Source organism: Citrobacter sp. S-77 (assembly GCF_963864895.1).
Taxonomy (GTDB): Bacteria; Pseudomonadota; Gammaproteobacteria; order Enterobacterales; family Enterobacteriaceae; genus Citrobacter; species Citrobacter murliniae.
On record NZ_CAWLWU010000002.1, the window covers coordinates 2,621,293 to 2,646,474 of the forward strand.

Annotated in this window: 24 protein-coding genes; 20 read left to right on the plus strand and 4 right to left on the minus strand. The window is 51.4% G+C overall.

Annotation, left to right across the window (positions count from 1 at the left end):
• The first annotated feature begins 5 nt into the window (after positions 1 to 5).
• On the plus strand, positions 6 to 1,142 hold the full coding sequence (gene appB / locus AACS05_RS13050; RefSeq protein ID WP_045443796.1) for a cytochrome d ubiquinol oxidase subunit II: 1,137 nt from the start codon (positions 6 to 8) through the stop codon (positions 1,140 to 1,142).
• A 12-nt stretch (positions 1,143 to 1,154) separates the two neighbouring features.
• Complete coding sequence (cbdX, locus tag AACS05_RS13055; protein WP_071828965.1) at positions 1,155 to 1,244, plus strand: cytochrome bd-II oxidase subunit CbdX; 90 nt, start codon at positions 1,155 to 1,157, stop codon at positions 1,242 to 1,244.
• 126 nt (positions 1,245 to 1,370) lie between these two features.
• Here the strand turns inward: cbdX and AACS05_RS13060 are convergent, their stop codons facing one another.
• A complete protein-coding gene (locus AACS05_RS13060) occupies positions 1,371 to 1,574 on the minus strand; it encodes a 2-hydroxymuconate tautomerase family protein (protein ID WP_045443799.1) in 204 nt (67 codons plus the stop codon).
• 103 nt (positions 1,575 to 1,677) lie between these two features.
• Positions 1,678 to 2,868, minus strand: a complete 1,191-nt coding sequence (locus AACS05_RS13065; RefSeq protein WP_045443802.1) for an MFS transporter — start codon at positions 2,866 to 2,868, stop codon at positions 1,678 to 1,680.
• Positions 2,869 to 2,976: 108 nt separating this feature from the next.
• On the opposite strand from AACS05_RS13065, the gene AACS05_RS13070 reads away from it, so the two are divergent.
• The 16 genes from AACS05_RS13070 (at position 2,977) to AACS05_RS13145 (ending at position 22,308) form a co-directional block, all read left to right on the plus strand.
• Positions 2,977 to 3,849 (plus strand): LysR substrate-binding domain-containing protein, encoded by an 873-nt coding sequence (locus AACS05_RS13070; protein ID WP_045443805.1) that lies wholly within the window; start codon positions 2,977 to 2,979, stop codon positions 3,847 to 3,849.
• Positions 3,850 to 4,115: 266 nt separating this feature from the next.
• A complete protein-coding gene (locus AACS05_RS13075) occupies positions 4,116 to 4,646 on the plus strand; it encodes a Csu type fimbrial protein (protein ID WP_045443808.1) in 531 nt (176 codons plus the stop codon).
• Between the two features lie 14 nt (positions 4,647 to 4,660).
• Complete coding sequence (locus AACS05_RS13080) at positions 4,661 to 5,383, plus strand: fimbrial biogenesis chaperone (RefSeq protein WP_045443811.1); 723 nt, start codon at positions 4,661 to 4,663, stop codon at positions 5,381 to 5,383.
• A 55-nt stretch (positions 5,384 to 5,438) separates the two neighbouring features.
• Complete coding sequence (locus AACS05_RS13085) at positions 5,439 to 7,718, plus strand: fimbria/pilus outer membrane usher protein (protein WP_045449663.1); 2,280 nt, start codon at positions 5,439 to 5,441, stop codon at positions 7,716 to 7,718.
• Between the two features lie 19 nt (positions 7,719 to 7,737).
• Positions 7,738 to 8,706, plus strand: a complete 969-nt coding sequence (locus tag AACS05_RS13090; RefSeq protein WP_045443814.1) for a Csu type fimbrial protein — start codon at positions 7,738 to 7,740, stop codon at positions 8,704 to 8,706.
• Between the two features lie 330 nt (positions 8,707 to 9,036).
• A complete protein-coding gene (locus tag AACS05_RS13095; RefSeq protein ID WP_045443817.1) occupies positions 9,037 to 10,311 on the plus strand; it encodes a Glu/Leu/Phe/Val family dehydrogenase in 1,275 nt (424 codons plus the stop codon).
• A gap of 323 nt (positions 10,312 to 10,634) precedes the next feature.
• Positions 10,635 to 11,705: a dihydroxyacetone kinase subunit DhaK gene (gene dhaK, locus AACS05_RS13100; RefSeq protein WP_045443820.1), complete on the plus strand. Its 1,071-nt coding sequence runs from the start codon at positions 10,635 to 10,637 to the stop codon at positions 11,703 to 11,705.
• An 11-nt stretch (positions 11,706 to 11,716) separates the two neighbouring features.
• The gene (dhaL, locus tag AACS05_RS13105; RefSeq protein ID WP_045443823.1) at positions 11,717 to 12,349 is read left to right on the plus strand and encodes a dihydroxyacetone kinase subunit DhaL; all 633 of its coding nucleotides are present in this window, start codon (positions 11,717 to 11,719) and stop codon (positions 12,347 to 12,349) included.
• Positions 12,350 to 12,359: 10 nt separating this feature from the next.
• Positions 12,360 to 13,790, plus strand: a complete 1,431-nt coding sequence (gene dhaM / locus AACS05_RS13110; protein ID WP_045443827.1) for a dihydroxyacetone kinase phosphoryl donor subunit DhaM — start codon at positions 12,360 to 12,362, stop codon at positions 13,788 to 13,790.
• A gap of 170 nt (positions 13,791 to 13,960) precedes the next feature.
• Positions 13,961 to 15,673 carry an alpha,alpha-trehalase gene (locus AACS05_RS13115; protein WP_045443830.1) on the plus strand — a complete coding sequence of 571 codons (1,713 nt, stop codon included), beginning with the start codon at positions 13,961 to 13,963 and terminating at the stop codon, positions 15,671 to 15,673.
• Between the two features lie 198 nt (positions 15,674 to 15,871).
• On the plus strand, positions 15,872 to 16,894 hold the full coding sequence (locus AACS05_RS13120) for an iron ABC transporter substrate-binding protein (RefSeq protein ID WP_045443833.1): 1,023 nt from the start codon (positions 15,872 to 15,874) through the stop codon (positions 16,892 to 16,894).
• Between the two features lie 26 nt (positions 16,895 to 16,920).
• Positions 16,921 to 17,880, plus strand: a complete 960-nt coding sequence (locus AACS05_RS13125; RefSeq protein ID WP_404842382.1) for a FecCD family ABC transporter permease — start codon at positions 16,921 to 16,923, stop codon at positions 17,878 to 17,880.
• Positions 17,877 to 18,638: an ABC transporter ATP-binding protein gene (locus AACS05_RS13130; protein ID WP_045443839.1), complete on the plus strand. Its 762-nt coding sequence runs from the start codon at positions 17,877 to 17,879 to the stop codon at positions 18,636 to 18,638. Before AACS05_RS13125 ends, AACS05_RS13130 begins: the two co-directional genes overlap by 4 nt.
• Before the next feature lie 9 nt (positions 18,639 to 18,647).
• Complete coding sequence (locus AACS05_RS13135) at positions 18,648 to 19,460, plus strand: class I SAM-dependent methyltransferase (RefSeq protein WP_045443842.1); 813 nt, start codon at positions 18,648 to 18,650, stop codon at positions 19,458 to 19,460.
• The gene (gene modD, locus AACS05_RS13140; RefSeq protein WP_045443846.1) at positions 19,457 to 20,314 is read left to right on the plus strand and encodes a ModD protein; all 858 of its coding nucleotides are present in this window, start codon (positions 19,457 to 19,459) and stop codon (positions 20,312 to 20,314) included. The genes AACS05_RS13135 and modD overlap by 4 nt, the downstream gene beginning before the upstream one ends.
• A gap of 23 nt (positions 20,315 to 20,337) precedes the next feature.
• The gene (locus AACS05_RS13145) at positions 20,338 to 22,308 is read left to right on the plus strand and encodes a TonB-dependent receptor plug domain-containing protein (RefSeq protein WP_045443849.1); all 1,971 of its coding nucleotides are present in this window, start codon (positions 20,338 to 20,340) and stop codon (positions 22,306 to 22,308) included.
• 41 nt (positions 22,309 to 22,349) lie between these two features.
• Here the strand turns inward: AACS05_RS13145 and AACS05_RS13150 are convergent, their stop codons facing one another.
• A complete protein-coding gene (locus AACS05_RS13150) occupies positions 22,350 to 22,604 on the minus strand; it encodes a GlsB/YeaQ/YmgE family stress response membrane protein (protein ID WP_045449665.1) in 255 nt (84 codons plus the stop codon).
• A gap of 188 nt (positions 22,605 to 22,792) precedes the next feature.
• Here AACS05_RS13150 and ycgR point away from each other — a divergent pair, with 188 nt between their 5' ends.
• Entirely contained in the window at positions 22,793 to 23,527 is a 735-nt protein-coding gene (ycgR, locus tag AACS05_RS13155; RefSeq protein ID WP_045443852.1) for a flagellar brake protein YcgR, read from the plus strand.
• Between the two features lie 11 nt (positions 23,528 to 23,538).
• Here the strand turns inward: ycgR and emtA are convergent, their stop codons facing one another.
• Complete coding sequence (gene emtA, locus AACS05_RS13160; RefSeq protein WP_045443855.1) at positions 23,539 to 24,150, minus strand: membrane-bound lytic murein transglycosylase EmtA; 612 nt, start codon at positions 24,148 to 24,150, stop codon at positions 23,539 to 23,541.
• Positions 24,151 to 24,248: 98 nt separating this feature from the next.
• Between emtA and ldcA the strand changes: the two genes are divergently transcribed.
• Positions 24,249 to 25,163 carry a muramoyltetrapeptide carboxypeptidase gene (ldcA, locus tag AACS05_RS13165; protein ID WP_045443859.1) on the plus strand — a complete coding sequence of 305 codons (915 nt, stop codon included), beginning with the start codon at positions 24,249 to 24,251 and terminating at the stop codon, positions 25,161 to 25,163.
• Positions 25,164 to 25,182 lie beyond the last annotated feature (19 nt).

The following is a 25,182-nucleotide window of genomic DNA, read 5'->3' on the forward strand; positions in this document are numbered from 1 at the left end:
CAATCATGTTGGATTATGAAACGTTACGGCTCATTTGGTGGCTGCTGATAGGCATCATTCTGGTAGCATTTATGGTCACTGACGGATTTGATATGGGAGTGGGATGCCTGTTACCACTGATCGCACGTAACGATGACGAACGTCGGGTGTTGATCAATAGCGTCGGTGCGCACTGGGAAGGTAACCAGGTGTGGCTCATTCTGGCAGGCGGTGCATTATTCGCCGCCTGGCCACGTGTCTATGCCGCCGCGTTTTCGGGGTTTTACGTAGCGATGATTCTGGTGCTGTGTGCTCTCTTCTTTCGTCCGTTGGCCTTTGACTATCGCGGTAAGATTGTTAATAGTCGCTGGCGCGCCTTGTGGGACACCGGATTGGTTATAGGGAGTCTGGTGCCCCCTGTTATCTTCGGCGTTGCGTTCGGCAATCTGTTCCTCGGGGTTCCATTTGCCTTTACGTCGCAGCTTCATGTGGAATACTTTGGCTCCTTCTGGCAGTTACTCTCGCCCTTTGCTCTGCTGTGCGGCGCATTAAGTCTGATGCTGGTGATCCTGCAAGGGAGCGTGTGGTTGCAGCTGAAGACCGATGGCATTATTCGCCAACGGGCGTTGTCTGCCACCAGCCGCAGCGCAATGCTGGTAGTGCTCTGTTTCCTGTTAGCCGGATACTGGCTATGGGCGGGTATTAATGGCTTTGTACTGCTCAGCCAAAATGCTAATGGCCCTTCCAACCCGCTGCTAAAGGCCGTGACGATATTACCTGGTGCCTGGATGAATAACTTCATGCATACGCCGCTTCTGCTGATTATTCCGCTGCTTGGCATGCTTTTTCCGATGCTCACACTCTATGCCTGCACCCACCGTCGGATTGTCTGGGGATTCCTGTTTTCTTCACTGACCCAGGCCTGTGTGATCTTCACTGCCGGAATAACTCTGTTTCCGTTTGTGATGCCATCAAGCACGCACCCACTTTCCAGTCTGACGGTGTGGGATAGCACCTCCAGTCAAATGACGCTCAGTATTATGCTGATTATTGTGTTGATTTTTCTGCCGATCGTCCTGCTCTACACCTTGTGGAGTTATTACAAGATGTTGGGGCGAATTAATTCAGAAACTCTCCGCCGCCACCATCATGAACTTTACTAGGAGGTCTGTACCATGTGGTATTTATTTTGGTTCGTCAGCATTGTGCTGATGTGCTCGTTGTCTACGCTGGCCCAGGTATGGCTTGAATCTCGTCAGAAATAGATTTTAACCGGAGGGAGTGATACGCAACCTCCGGTTTATTTTATTGGTAATTGCAAAATATCCATTGTTAAGTCATGTGTAACATCAGAAGTGAAGAGTTTGCGCTCCTCACTACCAGCCAACATGTTACTTACTGATTTTACGGAGTTCTGTCACGGGCACGCCGCCAATACCCCAGTTATCTGTGTCAACCTCATCAATAACGACAATAGTTGTACTTGGATTTTTATTGAGCACATCGACCAACAATTGGGTAACCCCTTCCATCAACATTTTCTTTTGTTTATCTGTAGCACCTTCTTTCGTGATCTTTATATTTACGTAAGGCATGTTAACTCCTGTGAATTATATAAGTAACTATAACCAATTTCGGCTACATTATTTAATAGCGAACACCAACATGGCAATGCTATTTATTAGCAAACACTCTGTTTCATTTTTTACTAAAACTATCTAAGCATTTAACTTTTTCGTGCTGGAAATAGCTAATTCCTGCTGCGGCAAATAATGAACCTGCGCCCAAAAGAATCGATAGCGTCATCCCATTTTTGCTGGCCTGAAGCGCACTCACCATTAACGGTCCGGCGACTTGCCCGATGCCGTAGGTAAGCGTAACCAGCCCCAGCATGTTTATCTTACCTGGTGCTTTAATCTTTTTCGCCAGTGGCATGACCAGGGAACTTGTTCCCATAAATGTTGCACCAAAGCCAATACAACTTAAGGTCAATAGCCAGGGAGAATTTATGAATGATGCCAATACAACACAACTCGCCTGCATAATTAAGTTAACAGTCAGGCAAGGCAAGATATTCCACTGACGGGCAGCCCATAACCAACCGTAACACCCGGGGATAACCGCAAGACCAACAATCGACCATATATGATTTGCCAGAAAGTCATTTCCCATCCCTTGCGCCATTAACGGTAAATATGTAGCCACAATGATGTAACCAAAACCGGCCAGTCCATACAATAGTGCCAAATTCCACCATTGAATATCAGGCACTGACGTAGCGATCATTTTTTCGGGTGCGATAATATTTTTATTTTTTGGTAGCAAAATAATCAATACTACGAATAACATTGCAGATATAAACGCAGCACCTGACCATAAAAATTTTGAGTTTGCCGCGTAAGCAACACCGGCAATAACATATTCGTTACCAATAAAAATGCCTGCTCCGACACCGGCAAACAAGGAGGCGATGACAAAGGGATTGTGGGTATGCTGCAGGATAAGCATTGATCCAAATATCATCATGCCCGCACTCGCCACTCCGGCCATAAATCTGATGCATAAAACGATCTCAGGCGACGTCACAATGGCCATGAAATAAATAAGTATTCCGGTGGCTAGCGCAGCTGCCAGTAACATTCCCCTGAGATGATTCGCCCCGTTAAATATACCGAACGAGAAAAGAAGGCTTCCGACCAGGTATCCCGCATAGTTTGCGCTGGCAATCAGTGACAACTGCGAAAATGTGAAAATACCCTCATGCAGCATGACCGGAAGCATAGGTGTATATAAAAAACGCCCTATTCCCATTCCTAATGTTAGTACGATCATGCCGAATACAGCTGTACTCACTTGACGATGACCAGCAACGCTGTGCTCAAGATCCATTTTTTGGACTCAATATGCTAACCAAACTTAATTGTTATCTTACGTGATAAAATGATAATAAAAAGTTAATATAAATGACAAATGCGTTCACTTTGAGTAACAGTCCCTATGAACAGTACCTCCCTTAACTTGTTTAAAACCGTCGCTGAAACAGGCTCGATATCAGCAGCAGCCCGCAATCTCCACTGCGTTTCGTCCAATGTTACAACCCGTCTTAAGCAGCTGGAGTCAAGCCTTGATGTCTCGTTGTTTATACGTGAGAAAAACCGTCTCCATATCACACCTGAGGGTGAGCTTCTTCTGCGATATGCCAACAAAATTCTGGCACTTTTAGATGAAGCGGAGCTGTCCATGCAGGGGACAAAAGCGGCAGGTCCTTTACGCATAGGCGCAATGGAAACCACAGCAGCCGTACGTCTCCCATCCTTACTGGCAAATTTTCACCGGGAAATGCCTTCCGTTGAGCTGAATTTAAAGACGTCTTCAACAGAAGTGCTGGTACAACAGATCCTCAATAGCGAGCTGGATATTGCTTTCGTTGCTGACCACCATGGCTTACATGCTGAGAATTCGAGGCTGCAATCGCAGGTTTTATGTCAGGAAACGCTTGTACTGGTGACCGCAGCAGAGCACCAGGACGTTACTACAGGATCTGACCTTAAGGTGACAAGACCACTGGTCTTTGTGAAGGGGTGTAATTATCGCGCCAGATTAGGGCAATGGCTGCGACTGCAGAATGTAGATTATGCTGACCCTCTGGAGTTTGGCTCATTTCAGGCTATTCTCGGCTGCGTTAGCGCTGGGATGGGAATTGCACTTTTGCCGGAGAGCATCGTCAGGCAGTATGAAGGCAATTTCCCAATACGTTGGCACAGCATTACGCCAGAGATTGGTAATGTAAACACTGTGATGATCTGGTTGAAAAACCGGGAAGTCAGCCGCGTACTTAATTGCTTCGTATCATTTGTTGCAACGGCTTAATTTATAGATAAAAACCAGGGAATCCGTGAATATAAATACCTCAGACAATGCCTTGTCTGAGGTTCACGGTAGTATATAAAGAGCTTCAATATACTCACGCATTGGTATTATTTTTTTGTCGACCTCATCACCTTTTTCCTAAGTAAAATTCATTAGCTGAACTGGCACAAGACTAATACTTATCCTAGGGTTTAATCATGGCTTCCTGTATCACATTATTGCTTTTTTAAAGCAAAAAATGTGGTTATTTGAAAAAGGTAAAGAATATGGCTCCAGTCATAAGCGCACGCTTAATTCTTTTTTGCACCGCCTTTTCCATTCCTTCTGCAGCAAATGCCGCGACCGCGAATGGCACATTTCAAGTGCTTATGACTATTCAAAAAGCCTGTACCGTCACTACCGGTTCATCTTCAAATATTACTCTTGGGCCAGTTAATACCACTGCGACAAATACCAGCGCCAGTAACACAATTTCCATCAACTGCTCCAAAACTACTCCTTATTTTATTGGTCTGTCACCTTCAGCAGGCAATGGCGGTAATACAACAGGTGCAGGTGCTATGTCCTCTGTTGCTAACGCAGCGACGAACTCAGATAAAGTGCCTTATCAGTTGAATCAAACATCAGCAACTGGCCCGGTCTGGGGGAATACTGCAACCACAACGTCTGTGGGAAATGGTGTTGCCTCAATCGGAACCGGACAGGGGCAAAACTTCACCGTTTATGCCACAGCACCAAGCGCCAACTTCACTCCTGACGACTATGCCGACACCGTAACGGTTAACGTTAACTATTAACCTCAGGAAGACAAATGATATTTAAACTGCCTGTTCAGCAGTGCGCCTGCACGTGCCTGCTAGGGTTAGCTATGAGCATAAACACCGCCACGGCAAGCGGACTTCAGATAGCACCTGTTACGTTAACGCTGCAGGCAACGCAAAACGCCGATGGGATCTGGTTAAGCAACGCGGGTGATAGCGTGCTCAATGCCCAGGTCCGGGTTTTTCGCTGGAGTCAGAGCGCTTACGGCGACAGGTTATCCCCCTCCCAGGGACTTGTTATAAGTCCACCGATGCTGGCATTAGCACCGGGTGAACGTCAGTTGATTCGCGTTATTCGCACCGCTCCGCCATCAACCCAGGCAGAAGATGCTTACCGGTTATCCATCGATGAATTACCGCCCACAAAATTACAAAAAAATAAGCTGCAATTTGTCCTGCATTATTCCGTGCCCGTTTTTATTCAGCCAGCCACACAGGCTGAAACCGAAGCAAAACTTCAATGGAAGTTACAACTACTGGATGGCAAAAAATTCCTTGAAGTCAGTAATCAGGGAAACGGACATGCACAATTATCTGCTGCAACTTTTATTAATCATAACGGTACCAAAAAAGTCATTACGTCAGGACTGCTAGGTTATGTTCTTCCAGGCTCAACTATGCGGTGGATATTATCCCCGTCCGCCAGTGATACCCATAATGGCGGTAAAGTTGAAGTAACAGTAAATGGCCAAAAAACAGTACAAGATCTCTGACTGGTCATGCTTTCTGCTGAAATTTTGCTTACTCAACGGAGCATTAATATCTGCCATGGTTTCCGCACAAGCGCTTAATAATAACCAGACTAAAAATGGCATTATTAGTGACGCAACTCCACTTGTGGGTGCCGATTTATATCTTGATGTAACGTTAAATGGTAACCCCGTTGGGCTGGTTCACCTTGGCTATGATAATGGAAAACTCTACGCTGGCGCACAGACCCTGCGCCAGCTAGGTTTTCGCATACCACAGGAAACCTCCGGGCCTGTTAACCTGAACGACATCGACCAGTTAAATATTGACTACAACGTTCAGCAGCAAACCCTGGCGCTTACAGCACCATTGAACGTACTTGATCTTGCCACCACTCAGCTTAACCCCCCTGCAGAGAACGCACCGATGGCATCATCATCGCGTGGGGCGTTACTCAATTATGACGTCTATGCGCAACAGGGGGATGAAAGCAGTTTTAACACCTTTAGCGAACTGCGTGCTTTCAACAGCTTAGGGGTATTAAGTACAACCCAGCTTACGCAATATTCTACTGTTGCAAATGCGAACAACACTTTTAACCGGCTGGATACCAGCTGGCGTTCCTCGTTTCCGCAGGACATGCTGGCGATCACCGTTGGCGATACCCTGACAAGCTCACTCGCCTGGTCCCGACCTACCCACATCGGCGGTATTCAGATTGGGACCGATTTTGGTCTGCAACCCTATATGCCAACCACCCCACTCCCCGCCTACCTCGGCTCCGCAACCGTCCCCTCGAACGTTGAGCTGTACGTCAACGGAGTCAGGTACTACAACGGAGAAGTTCCGGCCGGGAGTTTTCAGATAAACACCATGCCAAACATCAGTGGCGCGGGTACCGGCCAGGTGATGATGACAGACGCGCTGGGCAGAACAACGGTACAAAACTTCTCTTTTTATAACGATCAACAACTCCTGCGGGCAGGGCTAACATCCTGGTCAGCTGAGCTGGGCGCAGTCCGGGAGAATTACGGTTACTCCTCATTTGATTATGCCAGCGTCCCTGTACTCAGCGGTACCTGGCGTCGGGGGATCAGCAATACGTTCACCGCTGGCGTCCATGCAGAAACAAGTGATGGGCTTATTAATGCGGGTTTCAGTAATGACTGGATCCCCGGTAGCCGCAGCGGAACGCTGTCCACCGCTCTGGCAGCCAGCGCCGACTCAGGGAAAAATGGTTTTTTGTACAGCGTGGGTTATCGCTGGTCTGCGGATAAATTTAATTTCAGCACCACTACCACCGCTACCTCCGGCGATTATCGGGACGTTGCCACCCATTATGGCGAGCCGCCGCCGACGCTGACCAGCAACACGGTTATTGGTTATTCAATGGCGTCTGCCGGGAATGTCAGCCTCAGCTACCTGCAGTTTCGCTATCCGCACGAAACGGCAGTGCGTTACGCCAACGCCAGTTGGTACAAATCTGTCACCGATAATGTCTCCCTCAATGCAGGCTTCAATCAGAACATTGATGATGACCGCGATCGCAGCATCTATCTGATGGTGACAGTCACCACCGGCAATAACCTGAGTGCCAGTAGCACCATACAACACACCAATAATGAAACCGGCTATCAGCTAAATGCCAGTCAGACACCGCCTGCCGACGGTGGATGGGGATGGAATATTGCCGCCAACCAACAGGCATCCCGCCAAAGCGGCCAGGGTGAGGTGGGATACCTGGGACGTTATGGGAAAGCATATACCGGCTTTAGTCGTTTACCGGACAACCACTATGGATATGCGGGGGTGACCGGTTCTCTGGTCACGATGGGCGGCGGCCTGTTTGCTGCCCGTGAAATCAATAATGGTTTTGCTGTGGTATCAACAGACGGCGTTCCTGACGTCCCTGTCAAACTGCAAAATAATCTTGTCGGGCACAGCGATGATCAGGGTCTGTTGTTAGTCACATCGTTGAACAGCTACCAAAGTAATCAGATCAGTATCGACCCGATGGATCTTCCCGCCAATATGCGGATCTCACGCGTTGAGGCTAACGCAACACCAGCGGATCGTTCTGGAACACTTGTCAGTTTTGGCATAACTCCCGTTCGCGCCGCACAAGTCATCCTGGTGGATGTTCAGGGTAAGGCGATTCCTGAGGGCAGCATGGCGAACGCTACCACCGGTTCGGGTCAGTCGTCTGTCGTCGGATTTGACGGTATGACCTGGTTCGACACGCTGGAACAACATAATCGTCTGCGCGTCGATACTGAAACCGGCAGTTGCAACGTGCAGTTTGACTACCCTCCTTCAGCAAAAGGCATTGTGCAGATAGGACCACTGGTATGCCGGTAAAAAGAACAGGAGAATTTTCTTGAGGTTAAGACATTGGCTACTCATGGTCGTTTTACCCGGATTTCCCGGAATAAGCTATGCAGTTACCTGTTCGGTAAGCAATGTTCAGCCAGTCAATTTTGGCTCCGTAAACCCGTTGTCGACGAATGGCGCGACATCAACAATGACGTTTGCCTATAGCTGCGCAAAGGAAGTTGGCGACGTGCTTGCAGGGATCAATCTCTGCTTTAATATTGGCGCGTCAAACGTCAGCGGGCAGGTTACCACGCGCACTATGTCATTAAGCGGTACACCGGCCAGAACGCTAAACTATCAACTCTACCAGGACACCGGATACAGCAAAATCTGGGGGAGCCAGTATCAGTCGGGAACCACCTTCCCGATGGTGCAGCTTAATCTGCTGAATCTGACGCCGGTAACAGGCACGCTAACGGTATTCGCGAAGATTGCCACCCCACAAACCGCCGCAGTCCCCGGCAACTATCAGGATAGCTATACGTCAGCAACCGCCCTGGTCACCCTCAATCCAGGACTACTTTTCCCGCCTACCACCTGCGGCGATACCGTTGCCGCCAGGTTGCCTTTCAACGTATCGGCCGTAGTCACGAAACAATGCAATATCAGCTATGCCAACAACATTGCCTTTGATCCGGTTAAGGCGAGCCAGCGTAATGCCACCGCGACAGGCTCCCTCGGCGTGGCATGCTCCACGAGTACCCCTTATACCATTGGGTTAACGCCCTCCAACGGCAATACAACAGGCAGTGGCATTATGGCCGGTACGGGTGCGAACAACGATAAGGTACCCTATCTGCTTAGCTCGACACCGGGGCCATCCGGTACAGTGTGGGGCAATACATCCCTCAATAACGTGGCAGGAACCGGCACGGGTTCAACCACGGCTTATCCGGTTTACGCCACTGTTCCCAGCGCGAACTATACCCCTGACAACTATGCCGACACCGTCACCATCTCTGTCACCTACTGACGCGCTGAACCGTCACCAAAAAACAACTAAAGAAAGCACAAATCATTATCATATTATTTACTTTTAGAGGTGCGTCATAAATCTGACAAATAGCACGCCTTAGGCATCATGCAGATTATGTGCATCAATTATCTATAAAAGCGCAAATTACGCCTTTAATATAAATAATTATTCATTAAGACTTTGCGTCAGCACCGAATTTTTGGCGGAGATTTCGTTTCTGGATGAGCCGATTCTTTGAAAAAATGTTAAATTTAAGTTTATATGGTGAGATTCACTGTATACCACGGCTAAATTAAGAACATATTACTTTTATAACTAAGGTTTATCATGGATAAGTTATCTTACGCTTCAGATAGCAGCACATCTGCCTGGAATACCTACCTGCAACAAATCGAGCGTGTGGCCCCTTACCTGGGCGAACTTTCCCATTGGGTGGATACCCTGCGTCACCCAAAACGCGCTTTGATTGTCGATATCCCGGTACAGATGGATGACGGTACCATCCGCCATTTCGAAGGATACCGCGTGCAGCACAACCTCTCACGAGGTCCTGGTAAAGGTGGTGTGCGTTATCATCCTGATGTTGATCTTAATGAAGTGATGGCCCTTTCTGCGTGGATGACCATCAAATGCGCAGCGCTGAACCTGCCCTACGGCGGCGCAAAAGGCGGCGTTCGCGTCGATCCGTTTAGCCTGTCCGAAGGCGAACTGGAGCGTTTGACCCGTCGCTATACCAGCGAAATCGGCATTATCATCGGGCCGCAGAAAGATATTCCTGCGCCGGATGTTGGTACTAACGGCAAAGTCATGGCCTGGATGATGGATACCTATTCCATGAACCACGGCACCACAGTGACCAGCGTGGTCACCGGTAAACCTATCCACCTCGGTGGCTCTCTGGGTCGTGATAAAGCAACCGGCCGCGGCGTTTTTGTTAGTGGTCTGGAAGTGGCACGCCGTGCAAACATCATGGTTGAAGGCGCTCGCGTGGCAGTGCAAGGTTTTGGTAACGTCGGCAGTGAAGCCGCCCGTCTGTTCGCAGCCGCGGGCGCTCGCGTCGTGGCGATTCAGGACCATACCGCTACGCTGTTTAACGCCACCGGGATCGATATGACCGCCCTCACCGCCTGGCAACTGGAGCACAAACAGATTGCCGGTTTCCCGGGTGCAGAAACGATTGCCAGCGAAACCTTCTGGAGCCTGGAGATGGATATTCTGATCCCAGCAGCACTCGAAGGCCAGATTACCCGCCACCGCGCGGAGACGCTGACCTGTAAGCTGGTGCTCGAAGGCGCAAACGGCCCAACTTATCCGGATGCCGATGACGTTCTGGCAAGCCGCGGTATTGTCGTCGTACCTGACGTTGTTTGTAACGCGGGCGGCGTAACCGTCAGCTATTTCGAATGGGTTCAGGACATGGCAAGTTTCTTCTGGAGTGAGGAAGAGATCAACGCGCGTATGGATAAAATCATGACCGATGCGATGGTGCACGTCTGGGAGAAAGCGGCTGAGAAATCCTGCTCCCTGCGTACCGCTGCCTACATCGTGGCGTGTGAGCGAATTCTGTTGGCTCGTAAAGATCGTGGTATTTACCCGGGCTAATGCCAGGCCAATCCTAAAAGACCACCTGCTCAGCAGGTGGTTTTATCTCTACAATACCCATCACGTTCACTTTCTGCGATAAACGCTGCCTAACCTCTCATTTCTGCTGATTTATGCACCAATACGTTCCAATACGGAACATTGCAAGCCATGAATGTTCCGTATTGAAACATACATGCTGTCAATTTTCTTTTGACTACCCTCGTGCACAATAACCTTATCGGCAGCGAGCGGTCGCCGTGCGTTGTACACAACCGATACCCTACATCAGATGTCTGCCCGATTTATGCAGCCATCTCAGGACTGTCTGCGGAGCATAAAAAATGAAAAAATTGATTAACCGTGTTGAAGACGTACTGAATGAACAACTCGCGGGACTGGCAAAAGCCTACCCTTCACTGTCACTGCATCAGGACCCTGTGTACGTTACTCGCGCAGACGCGCCGGTGATGGGCAAAGTGGCGCTGCTCTCTGGTGGCGGCAGCGGACACGAGCCGATGCATTGCGGTTATATTGGTCAGGGCATGCTTTCCGGTGCCTGTCCGGGTGAGATCTTCACCTCACCAACGCCTGACAAAATGTTCGAATGCGCAATGCAAATTGACGGTGGCGAAGGCGTCCTGCTCATCATCAAAAATTACACCGGTGACATTCTTAACTTCGAAACCGCTACCGAGCTGTTGCATGAAAGCGGCGTAAAAGTCACCACGATGGTGGTGGATGATGATGTTGCGGTAAAAGATAGCCTGTATACCGCGGGTCGCCGTGGCGTCGCCAATACGGTACTGATCGAAAAACTGGTTGGTGCTGCCGCTGAACGTGGAGATTCACTGGAAGCCTGCGCGGCGCTGGGTCGCAAACTGAATAATCTGGGTCATTCCATTGGTATCGCCATCAGCGCGTGTACCGTTCCTGCCGCCGGACAACCCTCTTTCACCCTACAGGACAATGAGATGGAGTTCGGCGTCGGTATTCATGGGGAACCCGGGATTGACCGTCGCCCCTTCTCTTCCCTTGACCAGACCGTGGATGAAATGTTCGATACCCTGCTGGAAAACGGTAGCTACAGCCGCTCATTACGTCACTGGGATAACGTCCAGGGTGCCTGGCAGGAAGGCAAAGAAACCAAGCAACCGCTACAGGATGGCGATCGCGTCATTGCGCTGGTCAATAACCTTGGTGCAACGCCGTTGTCCGAACTTTTTGGCGTGTATAACCGTCTTGAAAGCCGCTGTCAGGATGCGGGCATCATTATCGAACGCAACCTGATCGGTTCTTACTGCACCTCTCTGGATATGACCGGCTTCTCAATCACCCTGTTAAAAGTGGATGACGACACGCTGAACTTATGGGATGCACCGGTTCACACCCCTGCTCTTAACTGGGGTAAATAAGGAGATTCATGATGTCCCTCAACAGAACACAAATTGTTAACTGGCTCTATCGTTGCGGTGAAATATTCACCACAGAAAGTGATTTCCTGACCGGACTTGATCGGGAGATTGGTGATGCAGACCACGGCCTGAATATGCACCGTGGCTTCAGTAAAGTGGTCGAAAAATTACCGTCAATTGCGGACAAAGACATCGGCTTTATTTTGAAAAACACCGGAATGGTGCTGCTTTCAAGCGTCGGAGGTGCCAGTGGCCCGCTGATCGGCACCTTTTTCATCCGCGCGGCGCAGGTGACTCAGGCACACCAGAGTCTGACGCTTGAGGAACTTTATCAAATGATACGCGATGGCGCTGAAGGTGTGATCAGCCGGGGTAAAGCAGAGCCTGGTGACAAAACGATGTGCGATGTTTGGGTGCCGGTGGTTGAGTCGTTGCGCCAGTCCTGTGAACAGAAGCTAACGGTACAGGCAGCGCTGGAAGCAGCAAGCCAGCAAGCGGAAGCGGCGGCGCAAAGCACTATTACGATGCAGGCACGCAAAGGCCGCGCCAGCTATCTGGGTGAGCGCAGCATTGGGCATCAGGACCCTGGGGCAACGTCCGTTATGTTTATGGTGCAGATGCTGGCTCAGGCATCCAGAGAGTAAGGATAAAGCGATGGTAAACCTGGTTATTGTGTCTCATAGCGCTCAGTTGGGCGAAGGCGTCGGTGCGTTAGCCCGGCAGATGTTAATGGGTGACGGCTGTAAACTGGCGATTGCCGCGGGCATTGACGATCCTGAGAACCCCATCGGCACCGATCCGATTAAGGTAATGGAAGCCATTGAGTCAGTGGCGGATACCGATCATGTTCTGGTAATGATGGATATTGGTAGCGCATTACTGAGTGCGGAAACGGCGCTGGAGTTACTCGATCCGGCGATTGCCGCAAAGGTACGTTTATGCGCCGCCCCTCTGGTTGAAGGCACGCTGGCAGCGACGGTCAGTGCTGCTGCGGGGGCCGATATCGAGCGGGTCATCAAGGATGCCATGAACGCCCTCGACGCTAAATATGAGCAACTGGGTTTACCTTCGTCATCTCCGGATAAAACCGCACCGGCTGCACTGTCAGCCGACGCGGATGCACGTTCGGTTGCCGTAGTAGTGAAGAATCCCAACGGCATACACGTCCGCCCGGCGTCAAAGCTGGTCTCCACCCTGTCTGTTTTCAACGCTGACATGTTGCTGGAGAAAAACGGTAAGTGCGTAGTCCCTGACAGCCTTAACCAAATCGCCCTGCTTCAGGTACGTTGTAACGATACGCTGCGACTCATTGCCAAAGGTGAACAGGCGGACGATGCGCTGGCAGCATTCCAGCAGCTTGCAGCAGAGAATTTTGGCGAAACCATAGAAAAACCACATGCTGACAAATTGGCACATTCAACGCCCTCGCAGGTAACCGGTATGGCCTTCTGTTACACACCGTTCTCGCCGGAAATCCCCTGTCATGCAGCAGCAAATATGCAGGAAGAACAGCAGCAGTTACAGGTAGCTATACGCAAGACACTGGACGACCTGAGCTTTCTGACAGCTCTCGCGGAAGAAAAATATTCCGCCGATATCGCCGCAATTTTTTCTGGTCACCACACCCTGTTGGATGATCCTGAGCTGTATGATATGGCCTGCGATCTGATGCGTGAAAAACAGTGTAGCGCCGGGTATGCCTGGCAAAACGTTCTGAACGATCTGCGTCAGCAGTATCTCCAGCTCGACGATCCGTATCTACAGGCACGATATATTGATATTGAAGATTTGCTGTCCCGTTCGCTGAGGCATCTGACTGGGGAACATGCGCAAATCCCCACATTTGTTCGCCCAACAATCCTGGTCGCGGATGCCATTTACCCCTCTACCGTGTTGCAGCTCGATCCGCTGACTGTTAAAGGCATCTGCCTGCGAGACGGGAGCGAGACTTCTCATTCGGCGATTATTGCACGTGAAATGGGCATCTGCTGTATTTGCCAGCAAGGCGAAGCACTCGACGCGATTCAAACGGGTAATACCCTGACCCTTGACTGCGTGGCGAATAGACTGGTCTTTGTGAACTGATACTCACCGCACACCCTTACCGTCTGGGTGTGCGGCTTCCCCTGAGTACATCAGGAAATGTCTGTTTGTTCGCAAAATAGGGCCTCAATCACGCGCAACGGCCAATCCTGAACTAAGGTTTTCTCATGGTAAATGCCGCTACTTCGGCACGCCGCTAAGGAGATTAACCGATGATAACGCCAGCAATTCGCCATCCTGGCATGCTCTCTGTCGCAATAAAACTGACACTCGCAAGTACCCTTTTCGCCTTTAGCTCGTTTGCCGTTAATGCCGCGGAACAGCCAACCGACGCACCTCAGCCTCCTGATATCCTGCTCGGCCCCCTGTTTAATGATGTGCAAACAGCAAAACTATTCCCCGATCAGAAGACCTTTGCCGACGCCGTACCCAACAGCGATCCGTTAATGATCCTCGCTGATTACCGGATGCAGAAAAATCAATCCGGTTTCGATTTACGCCATTTTGTGAATGTAAACTTTACACTGCCCAAAGAGGGTGAAAAATACGTGCCGCCTGCAGGACAGTCACTCCGTGAGCATATCGATGGGCTGTGGCCGGTGTTAACGCGTTCAACAACAGATGCCGGGAAATGGGATTCGTTGCTACCACTGCCCGAACCTTATGTCGTACCCGGCGGTCGTTTTCGCGAAATTTATTACTGGGACAGCTATTTCACCATGCTGGGGCTTGCTGAAAGCAATCACTGGGACAAGGTTTCCGACATGGTGGCGAACTTTGCTTACGAAATCGACACATGGGGACACATACCTAACGGTAACCGTACCTACTATCTAAGTCGTTCTCAGCCTCCGTTCTTCGCCTTTATGGTCGAACTGCTGGCACAACATGACGGTGATGATGCTCTGAAAAAATATCTGCCGCAGATGCTCAAAGAGTACACGTACTGGATGGAAGGCGTCGAAACTCTCCAGCCTGGCCAGCAGAACAAGCGTGTCGTCAAACTGGCTGACGGAACCATTTTGAACCGCTACTGGGATGACCGCGATACACCAAGACCGGAGTCCTGGGTTGAGGACATCGCGACCGCCAAAAGCAACCCGAACCGCCCCGCCACAGAAATTTATCGCGACCTGCGATCTGCCGCGGCTTCGGGCTGGGATTTCAGTTCACGCTGGATGGATAATCCCAGCCAGTTGAGCTCCATTCGCACCACCAGCATCGTCCCGGTAGACCTCAATGCGTTGCTTTATAAAATGGAAAAAATGATCGCCCTCGCCAGTAAAGCCGCAGGCGACGACGCGAAGGCTGCGCAATACGAAGGCTTCTCCAACGCCCGGCAAAAAGGGATCGAAACCTGGTTATGGAATGATAAAGAAGGCTGGTACGCCGACTACGATCTGCAAAGTAAGAAAGTACGTAATCAGCTGACTGCCGCCACGCTGTTCCCGCTGTATGTCAATGCGGCAGCGAAGGATCGAGCCAGTAAAGTCGCTACTGCAACCCAGAAGCACCTGCTGCAACCCGGCGGTGTGGCTACCACGTCGGTGAAAAGTGGCCAACAGTGGGATGCCCCTAATGGCTGGGCTCCCCTGCAGTGGGTTGCCGCCTCCGGGCTACAAAACTATGGTCAGGATAACGTCGCCATGGACGTGACCTGGCGCTTCCTCACTAACGTTCAGCACACTTACGACCGTGAGAAAAAGCTGGTTGAAAAATATGACGTGAGCACCACTGGCACCGGCGGTGGTGGTGGCGAGTATCCGTTGCAGGACGGCTTTGGCTGGACCAACGGCGTGACATTAAAAATGCTCGATCTGATTTGTGCCAAAGAAAAACCCTGTGACAACGTTCCATCAACGCGCCCGACGCCTGCCAGCGTTACACAGACCGAAACCCAAAAGCAGACTCAAACAACCCCATAACGTGCATGTGTTGCCCGAAAATCCGCGCATCGTCGCGGATTTTTTATTTCAGTCTCCCTCTCTTTTCACTGTCCCCATTGCACATAACTCTTACGGGTTACCCGGGATTTTCATCAGTGTGAAATTGATTCTGAACATGTTTTTATTCGCTATATATGTAAATATATAGCGAATTTATCACCGTTCAGGATGAATATAATGCCACTGACAAGACGGATGTTTGCCCAGCTCGTGGCCTCTGCGCTGCTTTTACGCCACTTTCCGGCCAGCGCCCGTACGCCGCTCACCGTTGCTATCGGTTCCTCTCCCGGGACTAACGCTATTCAACGCGTGGTGAGCGCCGGAGCTCCCGCTGATGTACTGCTGTTAGCCGTCGCACCGGAAAAGCTGGTGGGATTTTCATCCTTTGATCTCTCCCACCAGGCTGCCATTCCTTTGTCAGATAACATCCGGGCATTACCCAAACTGGGCAGGCTGGCGGGTCGTGCCAGCACATTGTCTCTTGAAGCATTGCTGGCGCTGAAGCCCGATCTGGTCGTTGATTGCGGTAATGCGGACGAAACCTGGCTTTCACAGGCAAAGCAGGTCTACGCGCAAACGCAGATACCGTGGCTGCTGATTAACGGCGAACTTCGACAAACTCCGCAACAACTGCACGCCGCGGGTAAAGCACTGGGCACGGAAACGCGAACAGCAGCCCAGGCAGCACTTGCCCAGAAATTCATTGATGAAGCCGATATTTTTTCGCGCTCTCCAGCCGCCAAACTGCGTTTTTATGCCGCTCGCGGCGCCAGAGGACTTGAAACGGGGTTACAAGGCTCACTGCACACCGAAGCCGCAGAGCTACTGGGATTACACAATGTAGCGCAAATCCCAGGACGGCACGGACTGGCGCAGGTGTCGATGGAAAACCTGCTGAGCTGGCAGCCCGATATCATCCTGGTGCAGGATGCGGTTACAGCACAGTACCTGCGAGAAGATCCGGTCTGGCAAGGGGTAAAGGCCGTCGCCGATAAACGTATTCTTTTTCTCAGCGGTCTGCCGTTTGGTTGGCTCGATGCGCCTCCCGGCATCAACCGTTTACTGGGTTTACGCCGGCTGCACGCCTGGCTTGACCCACTGGTAAATGCAAGCTTTCAGGATGACATGCAGCGCTATTCACAGCTGTTCTGGCATACCTCTTTAAGCGACTCGCAGTATCAACAACTGGTGGCGGTCTGATGAGAACAACGACACTCAGTCTCCTGATGATTGTGACCATTGCGCTTTGTGTGGTTGTCGCTGTGCTTTCCGGAGCCTATCGGCTGGATATTCAGCATGTGATGGCGCTCATTGTCAGCCAGGAGGGTGTGACGGCGCAGGATAAAATCGTCTTCTGGCAAATTCGTCTGCCGCGTATTGTGGCCGCGCTGCTACTGGGGGCGGCACTGGCCGGAGCAGGCACAACCTATCAGGGAATGTTCCGTAATCCGCTGGTCTCACCGGATATTCTTGGCGTCGCGGCTGGTGCCGGTTTAGGTGCCTGCTCGGCCATCCTGCTGGGTTTGCCGATACTGTTTATTCAGCTTTACGCATTCGTCGGAGGTTTGCTGGTAGTCGCGGGCGTCTGGCTCATTACCTGCCGTGTTTCCCGCCACGATCCGGTATTAACGCTGGTACTGGTGGGGATTGCGCTGGGAACAGTATGTGGCGCGGGAATTTCGCTTATCAAGACGCTGGCTGACCCATATACCCAGCTCCCTTCGATTACCTTCTGGCTACTCGGCGGTTTATCCACCATTACGCTACATGACCTTTGGTTTTCAGCGCCGCTGATCGTGGCAGGTTCGATTCCGCTTTTGCTGCTGCGATGGCGCATGAACCTGCTTACGCTCTCGGATGATGAAGCACGCTCACTGGGAATTAACGTTTCTCGGCTGCGGCTGGGGTTGATCGTCTGCGCCACGCTCATTACCGCCAGTACCGTCGCCATTGCAGGCATTATCGGCTGGATTGGGCTGGTTGTGCCGCATATTGGCAGACTCCTCACCGGTAACAATCATCAGCAGTTACTGCCTGTTTCAATGGGAATTGGTGCCATTTTACTGCTGTTGACCGACACCCTCGCGCGCACGCTTAGCAGCACGGAAATCCCACTCGGGATCCTGACGGCCTTTATTGGTGCCCCCTTCTTTTTGTTACTGCTCCTGCGGGGTGGTCGCCCATGACGCTGCTAACCGTGTGCAACGCTTCGCTGGGATATTCTGCCCAACACCCGGTGTTGCGCAATGTCTCGTTCAACGTCTGCGAGGGGGCAATTTGCTGTCTGCTTGGCGCAAACGGTAGCGGAAAAACCACGCTGATGCGCACGCTCCTTGGCGTTATCCGGCCACTCCACGGCGATATTTTACTGGATGGCGTAGCGGTGAATCTTCTCAGCGAACGTGAGCGCGCGGGTGCCATCGCCTGGGTCCCGCAAGCCCACGACGGCGCTTTTGCCTTCACCGTTCTGGATATGGTGATGATGGGACTGACCCCGCAGATGGCCGCCTTTGCAGTCCCTGGCGTAAAAGAGCGCGAAATTGCATATCAGCAACTGGAGCTGCTGGGGATCCTCCATCTGTCAGCCAGACGCTGGAACACACTGAGTGGCGGTGAACGCCAGTTAGTGCTGATTGCCCGCGCGCTGGCGCAGCACCCACGTTTACTGTTGCTGGATGAACCGGCCTCCAGCCTCGATTTTGGTCATCAGATCCGCCTGCTCGACACGCTGGTTACACTGAAGAAGAGCGGAATGGCCCTGTTGATGTCCACTCACCACCCATTGCATGCGCGAGCAATAGCCGACAGCGTAGTGCGCATCGAACCAGACGGGCTGGTATCGCAAGGACTTCCCGAACAACAACTCGCCACAGATCGGCTGGCAACGCTGTACCGCGTCGCCCCTTCTCAAATCCACCACCACCTCTTTGGCACCCAACAATAAGGAATCACGATGCTCATTGACGACATTGATTTTGCTGACCTTTACCGTAAACAGTTACTTCTGGCGAACCGAACCGAGAAAAAGCCGGAGCACTGGGATAAACGTGCGGAAAAAATGGCAGAGAATTGCGCCTCATTAACCGACAGCTATCTGCAACAGCTGCTGGGAAAAATTAATCTTGAAGGTGTTGGATCACTGTTCGATATGGGCTGCGGTCCTGGTACGGTCTCACTGGCATTGGCAAAAAAGATCCCGACAATATACGGCGTGGATTATAGCCAGGGAATGCTGAGCGTGGCCGCCCGTCGCGCCGGGCAGATGGGAGGCAGCCATGTCCACTGGGTGCAACGTTCCTGGGAGGAACACTGGGACGATTTGCCCCCATGCGATATCGCCGTAGCGTCCCGCTCCACGCTGGTCGCCGATATGCGCCAGGCGATGACAAAACTGAACAATCAGGCGCGGCTGCGGGTTTACACCACCCATCTCGTGAGTTCTTCGTTTGTTTCTCCCACCATTCAGCGCGCACTGGGCCGCGAGGTGATTGAGCTTCCTAACTATATCTACGCGTTAAACGTTTTATACCAGATGGGCATCCACGCCCACGTTGATTTTATCCGGGGGCCGAACTGTCAGCAGGACAACAGCACCTGGTCCCGCTTTCTGGAAAATGTGCGCTGGAGTATGGGCGATCTCAGTGAAGATGAGGTTGATTGTCTGGATACCTGGTATCAGCAACAGGATCCCCGCGCCATTGCTCCCGCCAGTCGCGACTGGGCGCTGATCTGGTGGGACAGCGTCGCCCCGGAGGCGCTGCGATGATTTACTTTTCTCAGGCGCAGACCGACGCCTTGTTACTGGAAGATATTCAGGGGGGCGACCTGACTACCCGGGCACTGGGTATCGGTGCACAACCGGGAGTCATGGAATTCTGTCATCGCCAGGGCGGGTGCGTCAGCGGCATTACCATCGCCAGACAAATGCTTCATTCACTGGGACTGACCGTCACTGAACAACTGGCGGAGGGTGGACGGGCGACCGCCGGTCAGTTAGTTATTCGCGCACACGGGAATGCGGCCGCGCTACATCAGGGCTGGAAAGCCGTACAAAATGTTCTGGAATGGAGTTGCGGCGTTTCAGACTATCTCGACAATATGTTGACCATTGTTCGTAGCCGCTACCCTGACGCCCAGATAGCCTGTACCCGAAAAGCGATTCCTGGCACCCGAATGCTGGCCACACAAGCGATTCTCGCGGCGGGAGGGATTATCCACCGAGGCGGATGTGCCGAATCCGTACTGCTTTTTGCTAATCATCGCCGTTTTCTTGCTAACGAAAACAACTGGGCTGACGCTATCGCACAGTTGCGACGTCATGCGCCGGAAAAAAAGATTGTGGTCGAAGCGGACAATCCCACAGAGGCGCTGGACGCGCTACGCGCCGCGCCCGATGTTCTGCAGCTCGACAAGTTTAGCCCTGAACAGGCCGCTGAGATTGCACGCATAGCCCCTTCTCTGGCCCCCCATTGCACGCTGGCGCTGACTGGCGGCATTACTCTCGCCACCCTGGCGAGTTACCTCGATTGCGGCATCAGACTCTTTATCACTTCCGCACCTTACTACGCGCCACCAGCGGATATCAAAGTCACCCTGAGTCCGGAAGCTCGCGGTATTTAACATTCATAAATGGACTAAAAATAATGAATTTCAACAAGAGTTTTCTTTACACAGCGCTGTCGTTTGTTTTTGCACAGAATGCTTACGCCGGGCCAGAAAGCGAAACGATGACTGTCTGGTCAAGTCCAGCCTCTGCGGCCAGCACGACGGTACTTGGACAGGAAACAATGCAGGATCTGGACAAGCAAAACGTTGCCCAGGCGTTGAGTGTTATCCCCGGTGTAGTGCTACAAAAATCAGGCAACCGTAACGAACAGCAGGTGAAAGTACGCGGCTTTGATAGCCGTCAGGTGCCGGTATTTTTCGACGGTGTTCCTGTTTATATCCCCTATGATGGCAACCTGGATTTAGGACGTTTTCTCACCTCTGATATCGCCACAGTTGAAGTCTCTAAAGGTTACTCATCCTTGCTTCAGGGACCAAACCAGATGGGTGGCGCTATCAACATCACCACTAAAAAACCGACGAAACCCGTTGAGGGCAGTATCGGATATCGTCAGGGCTGGAGTCGCAGTAAAGACAATGCCCACGATATGCACGCCTCATTTGGTGCCAGTAACGACTTGGGATATATCCAGCTTAGCGGTAGCCAACTGAAGCAAGATTTTCTCGGCTTGCCGCATGGTACGGATAACCCGGTGGCGGGTCGCAATGGTAAAATGATTAACTCATCCGCTGATGATAAACGCGGGATCGTTAAACTGGGTTTCACCCCGCGTGACAATGATGAATATGTCCTCACCTACATCAACCAGGACGGCGAAAAAGATAACCCTCCCTACGCCGGTACCAGCAGCCAGAAATCACGCTACTGGCAGTGGCCACAATATGATAAAGAGAGTTATTACTACCAGGGCACGACACATCTGGGCGATCGCTTTACCCTGAAAAGTCGACTTTATCGCGACACCTTTGAAAATACCCTGATGATGTACAACTCTGTTGCTGATTTAAAAAATAAGAAAGGCAGCTACAGCCACTATTCTGACTATAGCGACGGGGCTGGCCTGCAGCTCGCCGCCGATATGCGTGAAAACGATCTGCTCTCTTTTGCTGTTAACTGGAAAGACGATGTTCACCGCGAAAAAGGCGCGCCGAACGCTGCTTACGATCGTTACGAAGACCGTACCTGGTCTGTCGCCAGTGAATACCAGTGGGCAGCAGCGGACAGTGTCGATGTCGTCGCGGGTATAAGCTACGACTGGCGCGACAGTCTGGAGGGGATGAAGCATGAGAAAAACGGTAGCGTCACCCATTATGATGACAACAATCAGTCGGCATTTAACTGGCAGGTGATGACCAAATATCACTTTGAAAATTCTGACACCCTGGCGCTTTCTTACTCTGACAGAACGCGCTTTCCGACGCTCAAAGAACGTTACACCACGTCGAAACCCGCTTATAACCAGGTGGCACTTGTTAATCCACAGCTAAAACCTGAACGTGCCCGCAGCGTCGACCTGACCTGGAATGGTTCGCTCACACAGGACTGGGGATTTGAAGTCAGCGTGTATTACAACCGCATTACCGATGCGATTCTTTCGCACAATATTGATGCAGACACTATCCAGAATCAGAACAGCGGTCGCGTGGATTACACTGGTCTGGATGCGGGTGTCAAAGGTAACGTCTTTGATATGCTGGACGTCGGGTTAAGCTATGGACTCATCCATGCAGACGCCAAACGCAGTGATATCGGCAAGATTACCGACCTGCCTACGCAAACGCTCACAGCCTGGATGACGCTAAAACCCTGGGATCCGCTCAGCATCACGCTGTCCGAAGAGGCACGTTCCTCGAGCTACAGTAATACGGATGGCTCACAAAAAGCAGCAGGTTTTGCCATCACCCATTTACGTGCCGACTACGCCATCGGTCACGGTTTTAGCGTTAACGCATCGGTCAATAACCTGTTTGATACGCAATATGTGTATAGCGAAGGGTTTATCGAAGAAGGTCGCAATTACTGGGCAGGCGTTGAGTATAAATTCTAGCTATTATTGTTTCAGAAAAACGGCCCCGAGGGGCCGTTCGATTAATTTCTGCGCACAAGGCGGAAAACACCCAGCACGACAATCGCACCAACGACAGCCACCAGGAAACTGTGGAGGTTAAATCCACTGATATCACCACCGAGACCAAACATTGTTGCCAGCCATCCACCAACCACGGCCCCGACGATACCGAGAATACAGGTCAGGATATACCCACCACCATCACGACCCGGCATGATCAGTTTGGCGATCACCCCCGCAATCAGACCAAAAATAATCCAGGCAATAATTCCCATTTTCAGGCCCTCTTTCCAGTGAATGCACGCGCAAGACATTCCTGCGCCACTAGGTTAAGTATAGGCAGTGCGTTTTCATTCAGACGTAATTCCGTGGATTTGATAAAAAATTTCATCCATTTGTATTAAGTTCCGTCACGTGATGCCGATAATCCAACGACAAACCAGGCATCCAGGAGTCATTAGGTGTGAGCAACTACAATGAGCAGTTCCTGAAGCAAAATCCATTAGCGGTGTTAGGCGTGCTCCGGGACTTAAATATCAACCAGGTTCCACTGCGTATCTCCTGGTCAGGAGGTCAGTTCATCAGCAAGATCCTCGCTGTTAACCCTGACGAACTGATCATGGATTTTGGCAGTCAGGAATATGAAAACCACGCCGTACAACGCGCGAATCAAATTTCGATAATCGCCGAAACGCAGGGGGCCAAGGTTGAATTCACCCTGCCAGAGCTCAAAAAAGGCGAGTATCAGCGGCTGCCGGCATTTATCTCATCACTGCCGCCTGCGCTATGGTTCATCCAGCGTCGGGAGTATTTTCGCATCTGTGCTCCACTGCATCCTCCCTATCACTGCACGGCAAAAATGCCGGACAACAGTATTCTGCGTTTCCGCTTATTCGATCTGTCTCTCGGCGGGATGGGCGCATTGTTAGAAGAGGCAAAACCCGAGGGGTTGACGGAAGGGATGCGCTTCTCGCAAGTTGAACTGAATATGGAACGATGGGGGGTATATCATGTTGACGCCCAGCTCATCTCCATTAGCGAACGCAAAGTTATTGACGGGAAAAATGAGACCATCACCACTCCCCGCCTGAGCTTCCGTTTTCTCAACGTTGGCCCGGCGGTGGAGCGGGAATTACAGCGGATTATTTTTTCACTTGAGCGCGAAGCCCGGGAAAAATCTAATAAGGTGCGCGAATAGCATCACGCTAACTACATGGCATCCAGCGCTTGCTGAAGCTTCCAGATATAGCGTGGAGCCTGCGGCGCAGGATGGTTATCGGCAACGTGTTCGACAAACTCATCGGCACTAAGATCGTTTATTTTGCTGATAGCCTTTTTCCTGTCGGAGGAGAATGTCCGCAGAAGCGCGCCGGCACCGTTGGCATATGACACTACCAGGGCATATTGCATTACCTGTGGATCTTCGATCCCAGCTAATGGTCCATTTTCCAGAATACTCAGGTATGCTGCACCCATAGAGATATTTCGCTCAGGGTTTTTCAGCTCACTGGTAGACGGCTCTCCACTCCATCCCATGCGACGATATACATCCCGTCCCGAAGTGGAGGCTTTTAATTGCATCAGTCCAATTGCATTGGATTTGCTGACGGCATTTGGGTTACCACCCGATTCAATCGCGATGATAGCCGTAATCAATTGTGGGCTAACCCCCCAGGCCGCGCCGGCTTTTTCACTAATAGGCATCCATTGCATTGCGCGTTTTACCGGAACTTCAGCATTCCATGGCGGATTTTTGTAATCCTGTTTTGAACTACAGCCCGCAAGTAATACAACCAAAAAAGCAAACCATCTCAATTTCACGTCATCTATCCTTATAGCCGGAACCTGTCGCTGAGGTGACAACGACATACCTACGCGGCATGATATACATTTGGTTTTAGTTGTAGCAAGGAAATGCCATGTCCCGGTTTCACTTAATTGCCCCTTCGGGCTACTGTCTCAACCAGCAAGCGGCGTTACGCGGGCTTCAGCGTCTTACTGAAGCTGGTCATCAGGTCGAAAACTCTGCAGTTATTGCCCGTCGCTACCAGCGTTTTGCCGGTACCGAAGCAGAACGACTGGCGGATGTAAATTCACTCGTTGACCTGAAAACGCCCAATACCATTGTGATGCCGGTACGCGGCGGCTACGGCGCCAGTCGTTTGCTGGAGGATATTGACTGGCAGGCGCTGGCCGCCAGACAGCAACACGATCCGTTGCTTATCTGCGGGCACAGCGACTTTACGGCAATTCAGTGTGGTCTGCTGGCGCAGGGCAATGTCATCACCTTCAGCGGTCCGATGCTGGCAGCAAACTTCGGTGCCGAGGAGATGGATCCGTTTACTGAACAGCATTTCTGGCTGGCGCTGCGCAATGCGCAATTTACAGTCGACTGGCAGGGTAATGGCCCTGAATGCGCGACTGAAGGAACGTTGTGGGGGGGAAATCTGGCGATGCTCATGTCGCTGATAGGTACGCCGTGGATGCCAGCTATCGATAACGGTATTTTGGTGCTGGAAGACATTAACGAGCACCCATTCCGCGTAGAACGTATGCTCCTGCAGTTGTATAACGCGGGTATTTTAGCTCGCCAGAACGCCATCATTCTGGGCAGTTTTAGCGGCAGTACGCCGAATGATTACGACGCCGGTTACGATCTGGATGCAGCCTGTACGTTTCTACGTTCCAGACTGTCTGTGCCATTGATTAGCGGCCTCGATTTTGGCCATGAGCAACGTACCGTCACGCTACCGCTGGGCGCTAATGCAGTGCTGAAAAATGATAAAAACGGCAGTCAGCTCACACTGACCGGACATCCGGTGATTAAATCGTAAAAAAAGCTTCATCCAGGGC

Coding starts and splice junctions, on each gene's coding strand:
- AACS05_RS13065 (WP_045443802.1), bottom strand. CDS start 2,868: ATGGATCTTGAGCACAGCGTTGCTGGTCATCGTCAAGTGAGTACAGCT.
- AACS05_RS13135 (WP_045443842.1), top strand. CDS start 18,648: ATGCTCATTGACGACATTGATTTTGCTGACCTTTACCGTAAACAGTTA.
- AACS05_RS13075 (WP_045443808.1), top strand. CDS start 4,116: ATGGCTCCAGTCATAAGCGCACGCTTAATTCTTTTTTGCACCGCCTTT.
- dhaK (WP_045443820.1), top strand. CDS start 10,635: ATGAAAAAATTGATTAACCGTGTTGAAGACGTACTGAATGAACAACTC.
- AACS05_RS13130 (WP_045443839.1), top strand. CDS start 17,877: ATGACGCTGCTAACCGTGTGCAACGCTTCGCTGGGATATTCTGCCCAA.
- AACS05_RS13070 (WP_045443805.1), top strand. CDS start 2,977: ATGAACAGTACCTCCCTTAACTTGTTTAAAACCGTCGCTGAAACAGGC.
- appB (WP_045443796.1), top strand. CDS start 6: ATGTTGGATTATGAAACGTTACGGCTCATTTGGTGGCTGCTGATAGGC.
- AACS05_RS13060 (WP_045443799.1), bottom strand. CDS start 1,574: ATGCCTTACGTAAATATAAAGATCACGAAAGAAGGTGCTACAGATAAA.
- AACS05_RS13120 (WP_045443833.1), top strand. CDS start 15,872: ATGCCACTGACAAGACGGATGTTTGCCCAGCTCGTGGCCTCTGCGCTG.
- AACS05_RS13150 (WP_045449665.1), bottom strand. CDS start 22,604: ATGGGAATTATTGCCTGGATTATTTTTGGTCTGATTGCGGGGGTGATC.
- AACS05_RS13125 (WP_404842382.1), top strand. CDS start 16,921: ATGATTGTGACCATTGCGCTTTGTGTGGTTGTCGCTGTGCTTTCCGGA.
- AACS05_RS13145 (WP_045443849.1), top strand. CDS start 20,338: ATGAATTTCAACAAGAGTTTTCTTTACACAGCGCTGTCGTTTGTTTTT.
- AACS05_RS13095 (WP_045443817.1), top strand. CDS start 9,037: ATGGATAAGTTATCTTACGCTTCAGATAGCAGCACATCTGCCTGGAAT.
- AACS05_RS13115 (WP_045443830.1), top strand. CDS start 13,961: ATGATAACGCCAGCAATTCGCCATCCTGGCATGCTCTCTGTCGCAATA.
- modD (WP_045443846.1), top strand. CDS start 19,457: ATGATTTACTTTTCTCAGGCGCAGACCGACGCCTTGTTACTGGAAGAT.
- dhaL (WP_045443823.1), top strand. CDS start 11,717: ATGTCCCTCAACAGAACACAAATTGTTAACTGGCTCTATCGTTGCGGT.
- ldcA (WP_045443859.1), top strand. CDS start 24,249: ATGTCCCGGTTTCACTTAATTGCCCCTTCGGGCTACTGTCTCAACCAG.
- dhaM (WP_045443827.1), top strand. CDS start 12,360: ATGGTAAACCTGGTTATTGTGTCTCATAGCGCTCAGTTGGGCGAAGGC.
- AACS05_RS13085 (WP_045449663.1), top strand. CDS start 5,439: ATGGTTTCCGCACAAGCGCTTAATAATAACCAGACTAAAAATGGCATT.
- cbdX (WP_071828965.1), top strand. CDS start 1,155: ATGTGGTATTTATTTTGGTTCGTCAGCATTGTGCTGATGTGCTCGTTG.
- AACS05_RS13080 (WP_045443811.1), top strand. CDS start 4,661: ATGATATTTAAACTGCCTGTTCAGCAGTGCGCCTGCACGTGCCTGCTA.